This is a genomic window from Clostridium sp. CTA-6 (genome assembly GCF_054768115.1).
Genome location: NZ_BAAAAU010000008.1, coordinates 184,574 through 202,305 on the forward strand (window position 1 = coordinate 184,574; position 17,732 = coordinate 202,305).

The 17,732-nt window shown below is 29.7% G+C and carries 21 protein-coding genes; all 21 read right to left on the reverse strand.

Annotated features, from left to right (window positions below; translation table 11 throughout):
- Positions 1–4 precede the first annotated feature (4 nt).
- Positions 5–781, reverse strand: coding sequence for a flagellar type III secretion system pore protein FliP (gene fliP / locus ACYUDJ_RS13920; protein WP_003484507.1), 777 nt, complete (start codon positions 779–781; stop codon positions 5–7).
- Positions 765–1,172, reverse strand: coding sequence for a flagellar biosynthetic protein FliO (gene fliO, locus ACYUDJ_RS13925; protein WP_003484505.1), 408 nt, complete (start codon positions 1,170–1,172; stop codon positions 765–767). Before fliO ends, fliP begins: the two co-directional genes overlap by 17 nt.
- 71 nt (positions 1,173–1,243) lie before the next feature.
- Positions 1,244–1,765, reverse strand: coding sequence for a flagellar basal body-associated FliL family protein (locus ACYUDJ_RS13930; RefSeq protein ID WP_003484503.1), 522 nt, complete (start codon positions 1,763–1,765; stop codon positions 1,244–1,246).
- Positions 1,762–2,517: a flagellar motor protein MotB gene (locus tag ACYUDJ_RS13935; protein WP_003484501.1), complete on the reverse strand. Its 756-nt coding sequence runs from the start codon at positions 2,515–2,517 to the stop codon at positions 1,762–1,764. Before ACYUDJ_RS13935 ends, ACYUDJ_RS13930 begins: the two co-directional genes overlap by 4 nt.
- Entirely contained in the window at positions 2,510–3,322 is an 813-nt protein-coding gene (locus ACYUDJ_RS13940) for a motility protein A (RefSeq protein WP_003484500.1), read from the reverse strand. The genes ACYUDJ_RS13935 and ACYUDJ_RS13940 overlap by 8 nt, the downstream gene beginning before the upstream one ends.
- Complete coding sequence (locus ACYUDJ_RS13945; RefSeq protein ID WP_003484498.1) at positions 3,319–3,528, reverse strand: flagellar FlbD family protein; 210 nt, start codon at positions 3,526–3,528, stop codon at positions 3,319–3,321. The genes ACYUDJ_RS13940 and ACYUDJ_RS13945 overlap by 4 nt, the downstream gene beginning before the upstream one ends.
- A 134-nt stretch (positions 3,529–3,662) precedes the next feature.
- Complete coding sequence (locus ACYUDJ_RS13950; protein ID WP_042384573.1) at positions 3,663–4,667, reverse strand: flagellar hook-basal body complex protein; 1,005 nt, start codon at positions 4,665–4,667, stop codon at positions 3,663–3,665.
- An 81-nt stretch (positions 4,668–4,748) separates the two neighbouring features.
- A complete protein-coding gene (locus ACYUDJ_RS13955; RefSeq protein WP_003484496.1) occupies positions 4,749–5,168 on the reverse strand; it encodes a TIGR02530 family flagellar biosynthesis protein in 420 nt (139 codons plus the stop codon).
- Positions 5,169–5,182: 14 nt separating this feature from the next.
- The gene (locus ACYUDJ_RS13960) at positions 5,183–6,022 is read right to left on the reverse strand and encodes a flagellar hook assembly protein FlgD (protein ID WP_003484493.1); all 840 of its coding nucleotides are present in this window, start codon (positions 6,020–6,022) and stop codon (positions 5,183–5,185) included.
- A gap of 29 nt (positions 6,023–6,051) precedes the next feature.
- Positions 6,052–7,431, reverse strand: a complete 1,380-nt coding sequence (locus ACYUDJ_RS13965; protein WP_043032149.1) for a flagellar hook-length control protein FliK — start codon at positions 7,429–7,431, stop codon at positions 6,052–6,054.
- Between the two features lie 5 nt (positions 7,432–7,436).
- A complete protein-coding gene (gene fliJ, locus ACYUDJ_RS13970; protein ID WP_003484489.1) occupies positions 7,437–7,874 on the reverse strand; it encodes a flagellar export protein FliJ in 438 nt (145 codons plus the stop codon).
- A gap of 104 nt (positions 7,875–7,978) precedes the next feature.
- Positions 7,979–9,295 carry a flagellar protein export ATPase FliI gene (gene fliI, locus ACYUDJ_RS13975; protein ID WP_080333553.1) on the reverse strand — a complete coding sequence of 439 codons (1,317 nt, stop codon included), beginning with the start codon at positions 9,293–9,295 and terminating at the stop codon, positions 7,979–7,981.
- Positions 9,296–9,334: 39 nt separating this feature from the next.
- Complete coding sequence (locus ACYUDJ_RS13980; RefSeq protein WP_003484486.1) at positions 9,335–10,111, reverse strand: FliH/SctL family protein; 777 nt, start codon at positions 10,109–10,111, stop codon at positions 9,335–9,337.
- On the reverse strand, positions 10,095–11,108 hold the full coding sequence (fliG, locus tag ACYUDJ_RS13985; protein WP_003484484.1) for a flagellar motor switch protein FliG: 1,014 nt from the start codon (positions 11,106–11,108) through the stop codon (positions 10,095–10,097). Before fliG ends, ACYUDJ_RS13980 begins: the two co-directional genes overlap by 17 nt.
- 6 nt (positions 11,109–11,114) lie before the next feature.
- On the reverse strand, positions 11,115–12,695 hold the full coding sequence (fliF, locus tag ACYUDJ_RS13990) for a flagellar basal-body MS-ring/collar protein FliF (RefSeq protein ID WP_061329579.1): 1,581 nt from the start codon (positions 12,693–12,695) through the stop codon (positions 11,115–11,117).
- A gap of 15 nt (positions 12,696–12,710) precedes the next feature.
- Entirely contained in the window at positions 12,711–13,025 is a 315-nt protein-coding gene (fliE, locus tag ACYUDJ_RS13995; RefSeq protein ID WP_003484479.1) for a flagellar hook-basal body complex protein FliE, read from the reverse strand.
- 11 nt (positions 13,026–13,036) lie between these two features.
- On the reverse strand, positions 13,037–13,471 hold the full coding sequence (gene flgC / locus ACYUDJ_RS14000; RefSeq protein ID WP_043032151.1) for a flagellar basal body rod protein FlgC: 435 nt from the start codon (positions 13,469–13,471) through the stop codon (positions 13,037–13,039).
- A 146-nt stretch (positions 13,472–13,617) separates the two neighbouring features.
- Positions 13,618–14,019 (reverse strand): flagellar basal body rod protein FlgB, encoded by a 402-nt coding sequence (gene flgB / locus ACYUDJ_RS14005; protein WP_043032152.1) that lies wholly within the window; start codon positions 14,017–14,019, stop codon positions 13,618–13,620.
- Positions 14,020–14,592: 573 nt separating this feature from the next.
- Positions 14,593–15,447 (reverse strand): flagellin, encoded by an 855-nt coding sequence (locus tag ACYUDJ_RS14010; protein ID WP_043032153.1) that lies wholly within the window; start codon positions 15,445–15,447, stop codon positions 14,593–14,595.
- 143 nt (positions 15,448–15,590) lie between these two features.
- Complete coding sequence (locus tag ACYUDJ_RS14015) at positions 15,591–15,959, reverse strand: hypothetical protein (RefSeq protein ID WP_043032154.1); 369 nt, start codon at positions 15,957–15,959, stop codon at positions 15,591–15,593.
- Positions 15,960–16,405: 446 nt separating this feature from the next.
- Positions 16,406–17,728: an argininosuccinate lyase gene (gene argH, locus ACYUDJ_RS14020; RefSeq protein ID WP_043032155.1), complete on the reverse strand. Its 1,323-nt coding sequence runs from the start codon at positions 17,726–17,728 to the stop codon at positions 16,406–16,408.
- Positions 17,729–17,732 lie beyond the last annotated feature (4 nt).

Below are 17,732 nucleotides of genomic sequence, written 5' to 3' on the forward strand. Positions count from 1 at the left end.
ACCCCTAACCAAAACTCATTACTAAAGATTTCACCAGAAGGTACCATCCATCTACCATTACAAACAACAAAAGTTTAAAAGGTAGAGATATCATAACCGGTGGTAGCATAAACATACCCATAGACATAAGCACACTCGCTACTACCAAATCTATAATTAAAAATGGAATAAATAATAAAAATCCTATTTGAAAAGCTGTCTTAAGTTCGCTTATTATAAATGCAGGTACTACTATATCCAAAGGCGCATTATCTTTAGTTACCTTAAAATTTGGCTTGCCTAAATCTACAAATAATTTTAAGTCCTTTTGTCTTGTTTGCTTCAACATAAATTGTCTAAGGGGCTTGGCTCCTATTTCCACTGCCTGCTCTTGAGTAATTTTATTTTTCATATAAGGCTGTATAGCCTTAGTATTTATTTCAGTATATACGGGCCGCATTATAAATAAAGTTAAAAAAAGTGCAAGACCAATCATTACCTGATTAGGTGGAGATTGTTGTGTTCCCATAGCATTTCTTAAAAATCCAAATACCACAATTGTTCTTACAAAGCTTGTCATCATTACTATAAAAGATGGCAATAATGTTAATACAGTTAACATTATTAATAACTTTATATTATCTACATACTCCGTTGGATTATTAGCATTATCTACAGAAATATTTATTTTGGGTATAGGCAGGGTATTTTGTGGGGCTGCATAGGCTTTCACGGAATAAAAAAACACTATACCTAAAGCTAGTAAAACCATAAACATTATTCTATTATTTCTTTTCTTCATATTTATCTTCCTTTTTTAGCTTATTTAACTTAAGTTTATCATAGATTTTATTTAACTCTTTTTTTTCTAAGAATTCTTTTAAACCATTATACTGTGGTATAGATTGAATTTTTAAATTCTCTATTTTATCTGTGTCATCTTTAGATAATTCTGTTATTTTTTCTATACTATGAGGAGTTGAAGTCATAATATAGGCTTTTTCACCTATTTTAACTACACATACAAAATTTTCTTTTGATAGTGGAACCCTTTCTAAAACTTTTATATATTTTCCATTTTGAAATTTTTGAAGCTTTTCTCCTCCCAGCTTTAATGATAAATACAAAAGTAAAAGCACTAAAGCCAAGGCAAAAATAGTTTTAAAAATTATTCCAATAAATTCCATATCCATAACTATGTCCCTTCAACACTTAAAATTACTTTTATTAAAAGCTTTTAAAATTTATATTATTTTTACATTTTCTATTGTACTATTAAATCATCAAAATAGATACTGTTAATTCTCCCTTTTTCGAGCATAGGACTAATCTTATTTATAATTTCTACTTTTATTTTATCAATATTTTTAGGATTTATATCTGCAGCTTTCTTAGACCTTAAAACGCCTATAACCGCATCCCTTAATATAGGTTTCTTTGTTTCTAATTCTTTAGCTAATTTTTTTTCTTCATAACCTATAAAAATCTTTGCTTTTACAAATCTTTTTCCATCTTCATCTGCTAAATTAACTAAAAATTCATCTAAAGAGTAAGTTTTAGATGAAACTACTACCTGTTGTGGATACATTCCATTATTAGTTTGCTGAGAATTTATAACATTAGTATTGTTTACAGGCATTTGATTAGTACTATTAGCACTTTTCTTATTCTTTGCAAAAAGCATGTATCCTCCAAAAGCTCCTGCGCCTATTATAACTAAAACAACAACTATTATTATTATTTTTTTAAAACTGCTATCTTTTTTTTCTACATTTTTTTCGCTCATTTTTTGCTACTCTCCTTTTCTTTTGAAACTATAACTATATTTACCCTTCTATTCTTTGCCTTATTTACATCAGAATTATTTTGAGCTATTGGTCTATATTCTCCATATCCTGCTGCGGTAAATCTTACTGGATTTTGTTTTTTAGTTTCAACAAAATATCTTAAAACATTAACTGCTCTAGCTGTAGACAACTCCCAATTTGAGCCATATACTTCATTTTTAATAGGTACATTGTCTGTATGTCCCTCTACGATTACTTCATTTGGTAGTGTTGCTATTAAACCATTTATTTTATCCATTATTTGTTTACTTTGTGGCTTAATATCAGCTCTACCTATTTCAAAAAGTACATTGTCTCTAAGTTGTATTATAACTCCCCTACCATCTTCTTTTACTTCCACAGAAGATTTAAGATTATTTTTATCTACAAATTTATTTACTTCATTATATACTTCCTTTGAATCAGATTTTGCATCAGAACCTGTTTCTCTTCCAAGTTTAGTTGTTTCTCCTACTAAAGGTACATCTCCATTTTTTAAATTATAATCTACAATGGTATTTCCAGATTGACCTGTCATGGCTACCTGCATAGCAGAGGCCACTTGTTGAAACTTTTGAGCGTCTACACTGGAAAAAGAATAAAGTAATATAAAGAAAGTTAACAATAAGGTTATGGTGTCGGAAAAGGTTGCAAGCCATTCATCACCTCTTATTTCGTCTCCTCCACCACCTTTTTTATTTCTCCTAGCCATTTTGAGCTACTCCTTCCCCAGATACTTGTACTTTACTATAAGCTTGTCTTTCTGTTGGTGAAAGATAACTAACTAGCTTTTCTTCCATTATTCTTGGGTTAACTCCTGATTGAATTGCTAAAACTCCTTCTAATACCATTTCCCTTGTGGTAGCTTCTACTCCACTTTTAAACATTAAATTTGCTCCCATAGGATTAAATACCATATTTGCCATTACAGAACCATAGAATGTAGTTATAAGAGCTTTTCCCATACCTGAAGCTATAGTACTAGAGTCTGTAAGATTCGCAAGCATTTGTATAAGCCCTATTAGTGTACCTATCATACCAAAGGCTGGTGAATATCCTCCCCAGGTTTTAAGCATGTCTGCTCCTGATTTATGTCTTTTTTCCATTTCATCTATTTCAAGCTCCATAATTTCCCTTATAGTTTCTGGTTCTATACCATCTACTACCATTCTTAAGCCCTTTTTCATATAATCATCAGTTAAATTATTTATAGCATCTTCTAGTGAAAGAAGACCTTCTCTTCTAGCCTTTCTAGATAAATCTACAAAGTTTTGAATAACATCTATATTAGACATTCCATTATCTTTAAATGTCTGTACTATAACTACAAAAAGTCTCTTAAATTCATCTATAGGATAGGTAATTAACATAGCTGTTAGAGATCCACCTATGGTTATAAATACGGACGCTAAATCCCAAAACACTTTAAGATTAGATCCACCTGTAGACATTCCCCATATAACTAATCCAAAACAAAGAACAAGTCCTATAGGTGTTAATATATCTCTCTTCTTCATTTCCTAAACTCCCCCTGTATGCCTAAAGTGATTATGTCACTTTTGTACTTTTTAACTTTTTTTATTATTTCATCTGGTGTTTCTATAACTATATACTTTTTCCCATTTACTAAAGTAATCAAACTTTCTGGTACCTGTTCAATTTTTTCAATGTGTTCTGCATTTAAAGTAAAACTTTCTCGGTTCATACCTGTAAGCTGAATCATTACAAACACCCCTTTGTTAGTTAAAGTTTTAAAAATTCTTGTTTTTTATGTTTAATGTAATAGTTAATAGTTTTACCTATTAACTATTACATTATTTTTTATTTCTGTTAAGTTAACCTTTATCTATTAAACTATTATCTCTTTAAGTTAACTAGTTCTTGAAGTATTTCATCCCCTGTGGTTATCATCTTACCGCAAGCTTGGAAGGCTCTGTTAGCCACTATCATTTCTGTAAATTCTTCTGCTAAGTCTACATTAGACATTTCAATCATACCATTAAGCATATCTCCATAGCCTTTACTGTTATCCTTATCCGCATCAGTTCCACGTCCACTTCTAATTATAGCTTCTCCAGAATTTGCAGAATTTCTGTATAAATTCTTACCCATCTTTTCCAATCCACCCTCATTCTTAAAAGAAGCCATTGCTATTTGACCTAGAGCTGCTGATGTACCATCTACTAATGAAGCTACTATAAGACCATCCTTATCAATTGTAAAGGATTGAACTCTAACCTTTTCAGAACCTTTTTCTATCTCGTCTGGTATAGCTAAAGGAACTAATTTAGTAGCATCCGCTTTTGGATCTTCATCTGCATTTTTAAAACCTACTTTGATTTTACCTGTTGTTGCATCTTTAGTAATAGCTGCACTATCTATAGCATACCCCATTATTCTAAGACCATCTGAAGTTATAAGACTTCCATCTTCATCTAAATTAAAAGAACCGTCCTTTGTAAAAGATACTTCCATAGTCCCTCCATTGATAGCTCCTTCATCATCACCACTGGTACTTATGGTAGTTGTATCTGAGAATTTTCCTTTTCCTACTATAAAAAATCCTGGTCCATCTATAGCCATATCTAAATTTCTTCCTGTAGTTTGCATGTTTCCTGTAGTAAATTTAGTGAATATACCAGCTACTTGTACACCTAATCCTACTTGCCTTGGGTTTGTACCTCCTAAATTGGCACTTGGTCCTGTGGCACTAGACATATTTTGGCTTAGCATATCTTGAAATCTAATACTTTGAGATTTAAAGGCTGTAGTGTTAGCATTGGCTATATTATTACCTACTATATCTAATCTCGTTTGTTGTGCTTTAAGCCCACTTATACCTGAATACATTGATCTTAACATATAAAATTCCTCCAATTTTTTAAGGGGTAATAACTTTGTCTCCCTCATTCCACAAAGTAAAGCTTCCTAAAAAGGTCCAGCTTATATTATTACCGCACTATCTATATTTGTAAAAACATTATCCTTACTTTCTTCCTTTGTCATAGCCGTTATTATAGTTCTATTTTTTATAGAGGTTATTAAAGCTGCATCCTTGCATAATATTAAGCACTCCCTGCTTCCCTTCTTATCAGCTATATTTATAGCTTTGTTTATACCCATCATATCTTCTTCTGATAGGTTTATATTTCTAGATTTTAGCCTATCAAAGGCATGCTTTGATATTATAAAACTTTCTTCCCTATTTTTTTTGTTAGCTTTATCAGTATTATCTAACTTTTTATTTAATACCTCTTCAAAGCTTCCTACTTTATGTTCAGTTTTAATATTTTTATTTTTTAAGGATGCGTAATTATAATCTTCTATTAAATGTAATTTACCATTTATAATTTTAAATGACATATTCTTTCACACCCTTATTTTTTTTCTTCTACCTCATTTTTATTTCCATCTCCCTCAGAAGGATCAGATGGGTCTACTGGTTTTTCATCTGGTTTTTCATCCGGCTTTTCAATATCACCAAAGTCACCATCTTCTTGAACATTTGTTACATATTCAAATGGTACATATATATCTTGTTCTTTTCCATCTTTTGTTATAGTAACTTTAATGCTTACTCCTAAACCATTTCTAACTACACCTTTTACTACTCCAGTTATTTTTTCTTTTCCATCATCCATTAGTACATTTTTTCCTATTAAACTTACAGCATTTAATAAATCATTATTGTATTTAGAATTTTCATTTATATCATCTGTAATGTTTAATACGTCTTCCATAGCAAATTCTCCAACTTTTCCTGGAGCATACTCTATGCTTAATTTGATTTCATCACCATTTTTTATTACATTTCTTACTATTCCTGCATATTGATTGCCCTGTTCATCAAACCTTCTAAGTAAAACCACTTTGCCTATGAAATTAGAAGCTCCTGTTAATTTCATCATGCTATTTAAATTAGCCATTTGCTCTAAAGATGAAAATTGTGCCAATTGAGATACATATTCTGTACCATCCTTTGCGTTAGTAGGATCTTGATTGGCAAGTTCTGCAGCTAATATCTTAAAAAAAGCATTTTTATCAAGATCTTGTCCTTTTTTAACAATTCTAGTACCTCTATCAGTCTTAATACCAGTATTTTCTTGTGTTCTCTCTATTATGCCTTTTTCCTCTTCTTTTTTATCCGTTTCTTTTTTATTCTCATCATTAGTTTTACCGGTATAAGGTGAATAATTTGAATTAATTGTTGTTGGCATATATTACACCTCCATTCCATTTTTTAATATTAAGCTAAGATATTTACATTTCTATCTATAGTGCTTATATCTTCTTCTTCTGGTATTTCATCCATGGATGATAAATTCTCTTTATTTCCTGATTTTGATGGATTACTATTTTTCCCTTTTTCATTGCCCTGTTTAAAAAATGTTGTATCTTCGTTGTATATGTTTAGTGAAAGTTCTTGAACTTTTATACCAGAATTCTGAAGCTTGTCTTCTATTAATTGCATATTGGCATTTAATAAATTATAGGCTTCCTTTGTAGTTGCTCCTATATTAGCTTTCATAATGCCACCTTCCATAGTTAGTTTTATAAACACTTCTCCTAGTTCTTTTGGCATTATTTTTACTGTTAAATCTTTTACATTATTTAATTCCATATATTTTATAGATTTGATTATGTCAGCATTCATAGTATTCCTATTGATTACTAAATTGCCTAAAGCTTCCTTTGAAGATAATTCATTTATGTCCGTAGAATTTTTAAGATGAGACATAAAATTAACAGCTTTATTTATTTTTTCTCCTGCTGACTGTTCTTTATCCTCTAAAAGTCCCTTTAAAAGTTTATCTTCTTTAGAAGTATTTTCTTTTAAATTAGAAGAATCAATTTCTTCCTCTAATACTAATGGTTCATCCACATTTATTTTAGGCTCTACAGATAATTTATTATTATTAGATTCTTCCTTCAAAATATTTTCCATTTCACTTTTAATATTTTTTAAAAGGCTTACTTTTTCTGCATTAGGTTCTTTTTCAATTTGTGTCTGAAGTTTATTTGAAAAAGTTTCTAATAAGTCTTTATCTAATGAATTTTTATCTGTAAGATTTAGCTTATTAAATTCTTCACCCAAAATATCTTTTATCTCCATTAGTAATTGTTCTTTGTTACCATTACCTTCAGATAAATTATTCAGTAAAACTTTTAATTTATCTAAATTTTGTTCTAATTCTTTACCTAATTTTACATTCTGTCCAGAATATAAACATTGTAATATAGAGTTAACTAAAGCTACAAAGCTATCTAAATCTCCAGCATCTTTAATCTTTTCTACTAAATTCTTTAAATCCTTTAAAGATTTTATAGAATCTAATTCCTCTTTAGAAAAACCTTGTTCTGCTAATTTATCCTTTATTTTTTGTATATCTTCTTTGTTTAATTTTGATATCATACTGTTATCTTTATTATTTATGTTTTCATCTTTAATTAAATAGTTTTTATTATCTTGCTTAATATCCTGTTTTGTACTAATATTTTTATTTTTATTAGAAGATATATTGTTTAACACTTCATTAAAGGAATAAGATTTTTCACTTTGGTTAGTTGCCTTTTTAGTAACTAAATTATTTTCTGTTTTGGTAAATCCACTTATTTTTAATTCCACATTTCTCACCTCCTTTCAGTATTTCTTATAAAGGCATAAAGAGCAAATTCGTCATTATTTCTTTGCTCTATCATATTTTGTTCTTTTTCAAAGGCTAATTTATCCTTTTCTTTTAAAATTTCTACGGTTTTTCTTTCTACCTGTTTTGTTTTTAATTCTTCTCTTCTTTCCTCTACCACTCTAAGTTTTTGTTGTAATTCATTTGCCGTTTCATTTATACAAAAATTTAAAGAGTTTAAATAACTATGCCTTATTTTTTTTTCTAGTATAGAATCATTTAAATTTATGTTATTGTATTTATTATAATTATTTTCTAAATTGAACAGTTTCTCTTCTGTATGATTTTTTTCCATTTGAGCCTGCTTGAACTTCATTTTACTTTCCTCTTCTTTTTTTTCTCTTATATCTAAAAGTTTTTGAAGTCTAAAGGAATATCCCTTCATTAAATTACCTACCTTCTTTTAAAGATCAAAAAATATATTATTAAATTAAATATCTATTAATTTTATTTATAGTTTTTATACTGTTAAATTAATAAAAGATATTTTTAATTTTTAAACATATTTTGAAGAATAGATGTACTTTCCTCAAAGGAATGTTGCTCACCAATACCCTGTTTTAAGAAAGATAATATTGGTTCATGATAATGTATGGCCATATCAACTTTAGGATTACTGCCCTTAGCATAGGCTCCTATATTTATAAGATCCTCTGAATTTTTATAAGTAGCCAAAAGATCTCTTGCCATTCCCGCTGCATCCTTATGTTCCTTTAAAGCAATTTCTGACATAAGTCTGCTTACACTACTTAAAACATCTATAGCTGGATAATGGTTTTTAGCAGCTAAGCTTCTAGATAAAACTATATGTCCATCTAATATACCTCTTACAGCATCTGCAATAGGTTCATTAAAATCATCCCCATCAACCAACACTGTATAAAAGGCTGTTATAGATCCCTTGTTAGACATACCTGATCTTTCCATAAGCCTTGGGAGCTTTGCAAATACTGAAGGTGTATATCCTTTGGTTGCTGGTGGCTCTCCTATAGCTAGTCCTATTTCCCTTTGGGCCATAGCAAATCTAGTTACAGAATCCATCATAAGAATTACCTTTTTCCCTTGATCTCTAAAATATTCTGCTATGGCTGTAGCTGTAAAAGCTCCCTTTAATCTAACTAATGCCGGTTTGTCAGAGGTAGCACAAACTATAACAGATTTTTTAAGTCCTTCTTCTCCTAAATCTTTTTCTATAAAATCCCTTACTTCCCTACCTCTTTCTCCTATTAGAGCTATAACATTTATGTCTGCTTCTGCATATTTTGCAATCATACCTAAAGTAGTACTTTTGCCTACACCACTACCTGCAAATATACCTATTCTCTGTCCTTCTCCTACAGTCATAAATCCATCTATGGCCTTTATTCCCGTAGGTATAACATCCTTTATCCTTCTTCTTTTCATAGGGTCTGGAGGATCACTGTCCAAAGCATATGGACTCCCCTCCATTAATTCCTCTCCTTCTAGGGGCTTACCAAGGCCATCTAAGACTTTTCCTAATATATTCTCTGAGCATATAACACTAAGAGGTTTGCCTTGAGGTATTACCCTACATCCTGGAGCTATACCTATAAGTTCTCCCAAAGGCATCAATATAACATTTTCTTCTTTAAAGCCAACTACTTCACAAGGAATTGTTTGATTTTTTTCGTTATATATAATACAAACCTCTCCTACAAAAGCCTTTATTCCTTCAACTTCTACAGTTAATCCTATAACTTTTCTAACGGTACCTTCCATGTAGTTAAAATTAGTTTCTTTAATTCTTTTTTCTATTTTCTGAAAATCTATATCTAACATGGACATTAAATTCACACCTTATCCTTTAAAGTAATTGTATAACTTTTATTTTTCATTTATTAATAGCTCTTTAATTTTATCTAAAGCAGTATCTAAAGAGGCTATAACTTTTCCTTGTTCTGTTTCTATAATAACCTCTCCCTCTTTTAAGGAAATGTCCTCTATTACAAATATTTCTCCCCTATAAGGAAGTTGAGTTTTCCAAAACTCTGCTTTAGCTTTTATTTCTTCATAATAATGAGCATTACTTTTAACTATAAAGGTGGCAGATTTTTTTGATTCCTCTAACTTTTCATATATAATTTCGTTCATAGAGGACTTATCTTTAACCTCATGTTTTAATACTTCTTCTACTATAGTTAAAACTAAATTTCTAACTTCCTCTTCTTTTTCTTTTAAATAGCTATTATATTGTGCTTCAGTATCTAAAAATAATTTGTTAGATTTTTGCACCATTTCTTCATAGGCATTTTTCCCTTTTTCTATATAAGCTTCATAAGCTTCTTCATAACCGGATTTTTTTCCTTCTTCCAAGCCTTTATGAAAGCCTTCTTCATGACCTTTTTTAAAGGCTTCCTCTTCAACGACTTCAGCTTCACCGTAAGCCTTTGATAAGAACTCTTCAGATTTTCTCCTAGCATTTTCTAATATATTTCTAGCTAAATTCTCATAACTATCTATAAAATTTTTAGAATTTTCTTCTTCTATTTCTTTTTCCATTTCTTTTTCTAAGCTTACTGGTTTTTTATAGTTAGTTTTTATTTTTTCTTCACCCTGTTTTACTACGCTGCTTTTTTTAATGACTTTATACAATGATTGCATCTTCGCCACCTCTTGATATTACTATCTCTCCAGCTTCGTCTAAACGTCTTATTATACTTACTATACCCTGTTGCGCCTTTTCTACATCCATTATTCTTACAGGACCTAAGAACTCTATGTCCTCTTTTAAAGAAGATGCGGCTCTCTTAGATTGATTTCTAAATATAACATTGGCAACTTCCTCTGAAGATCCCTTTAAAGCTAAAGCTAAATCCTTTGTTTCTACTTCTCTTAGAACCCTTTGAATTGCTACATCGTCTAGAGTTATTATATCTTCGAATACAAACATAGATTCCTTTATCTTTTCTGCTAATTCTGCATCCTCTCTTTGTAGTCCTTCTGTAATGTTCTTTTCTGTAGTTCTGTCTACTTGGTTTAATACCTCTACAATAGTTTGAACTCCTCCTATTGTTGTAGCATCAGATCTAACTACTGAAGATAGCTTACTATCTAATACTTTTTCTATTTCTTTAACTACCATAGGTGAAGTAGCACTCATCGTAGCAATTCTATAAGCAACCTCTGATTGCAAATCTTCAGGAAGGGAGGACAATATTTGCCCTGCCTTATCTGATTGCATATAACATAAAACTAAAGCTATAGTTTGAGGGTGTTCATTAGATATAGTATTCAAAAGCTGTGATGGATCTGCTTTTCTAGCTATTGCAAAAGGTCTAAATTGTTGTGTAGCCTCTGTAACCTTATCCAATATTTCCATAGCCTTTTGACTACCTAAAGCTTTCCCTAAGAGATTTTTTGCATAATCAAATCCACCTTCTAATATATAGTCCTTAGCCTTATTTATTTGTATAAATTCTTCTAATATATCCTGTTTCAACTCTGATTTTACAGAAGTTATATTAGCAATTTCATAGGTTATTTTTTGTATTTCTGAATCTGGTAATTTTTTTATTATACCAGCAGAGGCCTCAGGACCTAAAGTAATAAATAGTATTGCCGCTTTTTGAACTCCTGTTAATTTATCATCTTTAGCCATATATTATCACCTCTCATCCTCTGCTAGCCATGATTTAATTATTTCCGCCACTTGATCAGGTTTGTCCTTAGCATATTTTCTTATTTCATTTTCAACATGAGTCTTTTCATCCTGTGCCTCTAAATCTATAGGTTTAAACTTAGGAATTTGTTTAGTTTCGCTACCGCTGTCATCTATTAGAATATCAAGGCCCTCTTCATACTCTTCATACTCTTCATCGTTCTTTCTTTTCTTAATAACAAAGAATATTATTGCTCCTAGTAACAGTAATACACCCAAGCCTATAGCAGTAAACAATTTTATTCTTTCTTTTGTTTTTTCAGCTTTTTGCATATCTTCTAAATCTTTTTTCACTTTATCCTTAGCCGCTGTATCAAATGGAAGACCCTCTATGCTTATAGCATCTCCCCTTTTTTCATCATAACCTATAGCTGATACAGCTAAATTTCTAACAGCAGTTCTAGTTTCTTCATCTATATTTCCATCTAAAACAATAGATGCTGTTAACCTCTTTACAGAACCTGGAGCCTTTATACTATCCTGTTGAGTTTTTGATATTTCATAATTTTTAGTAGTTTCGTCTCTAGAAGAGGTTTCACTACCATTATTATTTTGTGTAGTTCTATTTACCATATTATTATCTACTACACTACCATTTGTATTATTTCCACCTGCATTATTCTGATTTTTCTCTTTAATGCTGTGTTCACTAACTACTACATTTTTAGGATCATAGGTTACAGAATTAGTTTTAACTGCATCAAAATCTAAATCCGTGTTAATATTAACTTTAACCTTGTCCTTGCCATATACAGCTTCTAACATACTGACCAATCTATTTTGAAGATCTTTTTCATAATTTTTTTGAAGTTGTTGTTGCTTTTCTGCTGAAGTTGTAGCCTCTTCTAAACTTCCTGAAGCATCAAATAAATTTTTTGTAAGAAGATTCATGTTATTGTCAATTACTTCTACATTTTCTTTTGGAATATTTTTTACACTTCCACTTACTAAAGCTACTATAGATTTAACTTGCTCTTTGCTAATTGTTTGTCCTTTTTTTAAGTTTAAAGTAACAGAGGCTCTCCCTGGCTGTGTTTCCTTTACAAAGGCAGTCTCTTCAGGAAGAACTAAATGAACTCTACTATTATCCACCTGTGGAAATCCTTTTATAGTTCGCTCTAACTCTCCTTGAAGGGCCCTTTGATAATTTATTTTCATTTCTTGATCTGTTTCTCCAAACTGACTTTTATCTAATATTTCAAATCCTTGGCTACCATTAGTTAATGGAACCTCAGATAACATTTGCATCCTTAGTTCATCAACCTGATCCTTAGGTACTAGTATATTATTACCCTCTACCTTAGCTTCAACTTTCTTATCTTTTAATTTTTGAAGTACCGCGCCAGAATCATTAGAATCCATATTAGAAAATAAAACTGCATACTTAGTTTTACCAAAATAAAGAGATAATGCAATAATAGATGTTATAATTCCTAAAAAAATTATAGAAAAAGCTATTTTCTTTACTTTACTAAACCCTGTCCACTTTTCTTTTAACCCTTTAAAAAACTCCTTTAGCTTATTCATCGAAAGCTCCCCTTACTATAATTGCATTCTACTTAATTCTTGATAAGCTTCTACTAGCTTGTTTCTAACTTGAACTGCTAACTCCATGGACATTTTAGCTTCTTCTGCATTGAGCATTACATTATGTATATCTATCTCTTCTCCTTTTATAAAGGACTGTGTACTATTATCTGCTTTAACTTGTTTTGCATTTACTCCATCTAATTTATCTTTTAGCACCTCACTAAAACTAACTTTTTCCGTATTTTCTGTTTTTTCATTTCCATTAACAAAGTTTTTTCCAAAGTTATCAAAAACCTTAATATTAGGTACAAATTCATTTACTCTCATAATCAACTCTCCTATTTACCAATTTCTAACGCTTTTCCAAACATTGATTTCTCTGCATTCATAACTGTTACACTTGCTTCATAGGTACGTACTGAAGCCATCATATCTGCCATTTCATTTAATACATTTACGTTAGGCATAGATACATAGCCCTCCGCATCTGCATCTGGATGGGATGGATCATACATTTTTCTTACAGGAGAAGAATCTTCCACTATACCCGTAGCTTTAACTCCATAAAGTTTTTTTTCATTTGCTCCATTCTTTTTATTCAATTCATTATTAAGATTTTCTTCAAAAACAGCTATTTTTCTTTTATAAGGACCACCATTTTCCGTCCTTGTAGTCGTAGCATTAGCAATATTAGAAGCTATAGTATCCATTCTTAATCTTTCAGCGGATAATCCACTAGCACTAATTCTCATAGTATCAAATGCTTTAATCATATTGTTTCCCCCTTTTTCATCCCATATATAAATTTCTAGACAGATTTTTTCTAAGCTTGATCTAGAGTAGGCTCTACTAAATTTCAAAATTTCTTCAAAATTATCTTACATCAATAACACATGTTATGTTCTGCTAATAACATATGTTATCTTCCATTAATAACATATCTTGTAGTAGCTAATCTATTATTAGCTTGAGTAACTAATGCATTATACATAAGAGCATTAGCTGAATTATTTACCATTTCGTTATCAATATCCACATTATTTCCATCTGTTCTCATACTAGTGGAATTATCCACATCTTCTTTAACTTGTCCAAATTCTGCCCCATTATCCATATGTTTTTCCGCAGTAACCTTCATATTTATATTATTCAAATTATCCTTTAAAGTTTCTTCAAAAGTAACATAATGCCTTTTATAACCAGGAGTATTATAATTAGCTATGTTGTTTGAAATAGCTCTACCTCTATAAGATGATGCATCCATAGATTTTTTTAAAAGATTATTAACCAATTGACTACTAGACATATCTTCTACTCTCATGCTCTACACTCCCATATTTACTTAATTAAATACAACAATATATATTTCTACAAAATTTATATACAAATTATTTTAAGATAAACTATTTATATACAAATTCCTTCAATTTTATTTTACATTAAGAAAAGGATTTTGTACATACATTTTCTTCATGTTAAATGATTTTTTTAAACAAATTTAACTTTGCATTATAATCCTCTTTAAATTCTATGTATTTTTTTATTTTTATAATATAATTAGCCTTGTTTTCCAACACTAACCTTAACGATGGAAATATTTATATTAAAAAATTACATATCATAAACATTTTCCTACAAGTATTATATAATAACAAAATATGTTTTACTACCTAATTCTGTCCACTTTAAATATAAATAACTATTTACATTTAAACTATTTATTAAAATTTAATAATATTATATGTATCTCATTTAACACACAGGTATATTCAGATACGCCTACATATTTATAGGCTAGATATTTTCTCTATTTCAACCTTAACAAATAAAAAAATTCATAAAACAAGCTCAAATAAAGCATCTTTAATTTATCTTCATTAAAGATGCATTTTTGTTACTTAGATTTTACATTTTCTAATATTTTTAGTACATCCATAGGGAAATTATTAGTTTGTCGCATTATGGCAAGAGAAGATTGATATAATATATCTGATTTAGCATAAATCATCATTTCTTCCGCTACATCTGCATCCACTAATTCACTATTAGCACCTTCCATTTTAAGAGATATTTCTCCTATATTATTCATACACTCCTCAAATCTATTTTCCAAAGATCCATATTCACTTCTTACAGAAAGCACAGTCTCTATAGCATTATTTACAGAATCAAGACTTTGTCCTAGTTTACTTGCATCTGTAACATCTATTCCTCCTTTTATATCTAACCCTTCTGTTGTTAGGTTATAAAAAGGAATATCCTCTAAATCTCCCACATTAGCTCCTATAGGTACAGACTTTGTCATAACATCAGCTTGATTGCTAAATTTATTTCCCTTAGAAAGAAGCTTAACCCCATTAAATTCTGTTCCCTTTGCTGTAGTTTCTATACCAGCCATAAGTTCATTTATTTCATTTTGAATTACTTCTTTGTCCTCTAATTTATTTGTTCCATTAGCTGCTTGAATGGTAAGTTCTTTTATTCTCATTAGCATATTCCCTATACTTTCCAAACCACCTTCTGCAGTCTGAAGCATACTAACTCCATCTTGAGCATTTCTTGAAGCCACTTGAAGACCTCTTATCTGTATTTTAGTCTTTTCACTTTGCGCCATTACATTAGGATCATCTTTAGAACGTCTAACCTTATATCCTGATGTTATTTTATCTAAAGCTGTACTTTGCTCCGTTAAAACTTTGGAATAGTTTCTAAAGGCATTTAAGGATGCCAAATTATGGCTTAATCTCATAGCTATTACCTCCAAAATAAAATATTAAAATATCTATTTTTTTAAACCAAAATGGTTAAATTTATATATATACATATTTTTTCTATCGTAAGTAATTTATATTACTTTAACATTTATAAGATTTTTAATATTTATTTTAGAAATCAACAATAAGTATATTTTTTTAATTTACTATCTAAATGTTTTTTCCATATTTCATACTTGAGGGAAAGGTTATCCTCTATAAAACTAATAGCCTCATCCATATCTCCATTATCCAAAGTATCTTTAAGAAGATTTAAGCTATTTTGAAAGTCTTTTATTATTTTCTCATACTCATTATCCTTTATCTCTAAAAAAACTGGTTTTAAAGCTTTTTCTACATATTCTACTGAATCTACAATTCCCTCTAAAAGACTATCTAATTCTCCATACTCTCTAAAAACTATAGTTTCCTTTATATAATCTATTCCTTCTTTCAAAACATTAGATAATTCTATAGACTTCTTTATAACCTCTATGTAATCGTTCATACAAATTCTCCCTTAATATTATTTCTTTTTATCTAACCACAGATATTCTAGCTATTCATAGATTTATAAAACTTTAATTAAAATCAAACCTCTTGTTAAAACAAGAATCCTGTTTATATAAAACTTATTTTAACACAATATATTAAATAAGAAAATTATGAATTAAAGGCTTTTAAAGATTGAAAATTAAAACACAAAATACTTTTGATCAATAAATAGCTATAAAAATAAAGAACACTAATATTTGCGTCCCAATATCTAAGTTAACGCACTGATTCCACGTCCTTTGGCGCAGTGCTAAATAAACCTCCTGTTTATTTCACTCTTATATATTAGTTCGCAAATAAAGTATTCTAATTATTTTTCTAGATATTTATTTTCCTTAAAAATATTTTGTATTTTAATACCTTTAAAAGTTATTATAGTAATTTTAGAACAAAAGAGCACTAAAAATATCCCATTTCTTTTTTTATTCCTTTATTTATAGAATTCTTATAATCTATGAATTCATAAATATCTTCACAAAATAAATCTGAGAATTGTTTTAATTCTTCTAGGGATAAATCTTCTATAGCTAAATTTTTATCTTCACAGTATATCACTGTTTCACCTATGACTTTGTGAGCATCTCTAAAAGCCATGCCTTTGTTTACCAAATAATCTGCCGCTTCTGTAGCATTTAAAAAGCCCTTTTTCACAGATTTCATTAAATTTTCTTTATTTACTTTTAGCGTAGATATTATACCTTCCATTACTTTTAAACAGCTTACTACAGTATCCTTCGCATCAAAGAAAGGTTCTTTATCCTCTTGCATATCTTTATTATAAGCTAGTGGCAAAGACTTCATAACAGTTAATATACTTATTAAATCTCCATATACCCTTCCAGTTTTCCCACGTATAAGTTCCGCCCCATCTGGGTTTTTCTTTTGAGGCATTATGCTACTGCCTGTGGAATAAGCATCCCCTATTTGTATAAACTTAAATTCACTACTGCTCCAAAGTATAAGTTCTTCGGATAATCTACTTAAATGCATCATTATTATAGAAAATTTACTTATAAGTTCTATTATATAATCCCTATCACTAACTCCATCCAAAAAATTATCTACTGGTTTTTTAAAGCCCAATAGCTCCGCAGTATATTCTCTATCTATATTATAAGTACTTCCCGCTAATGCTCCTGAACCTAAAGGACTTTCATTTAAAATCTCTAAAGCATTTTTTAATCTTTTCTCATCTCTTTTAAACATTTCAAAATAAGCTAATAAGTGATATCTAAAAGTTACTACCTGAGCCCTTTGAAGATGAGTATATCCTGGCATAATATAATTATTTTCATTTCCAACTTTAATTAAAGAATCCATCAATTCCTTTAAACATTCTATTACTTCCTCCGTTGACTTTTTGGCATATAATTTCATATCTAAGGCTACTTGATCATTTCTACTTCTTCCTGTATGAAGCTTTTTTCCCACATTTCCTATTTTCTTTATTAAATTTATTTCCATAAAGCTATGGATATCCTCATAATCCCCACCTATTTTTAAAACGCCATCATCTATTTGTTTTAATATTTCTTCTAATCCCAATAATATTTTTTCTTTTTCTTCTTCATTTATTATATTTTGATTTGCAAGCATTTTAACATGAGCTATACTCCCCTTTATATCTTCATAATAAAGTTTTTTATCAAAACTTAGAGAACTATTAAAGTCCTCCATAAGTTTACTTTCTTCATCCTTAAAACGTCCTCCCCAAAGTTTCATAATA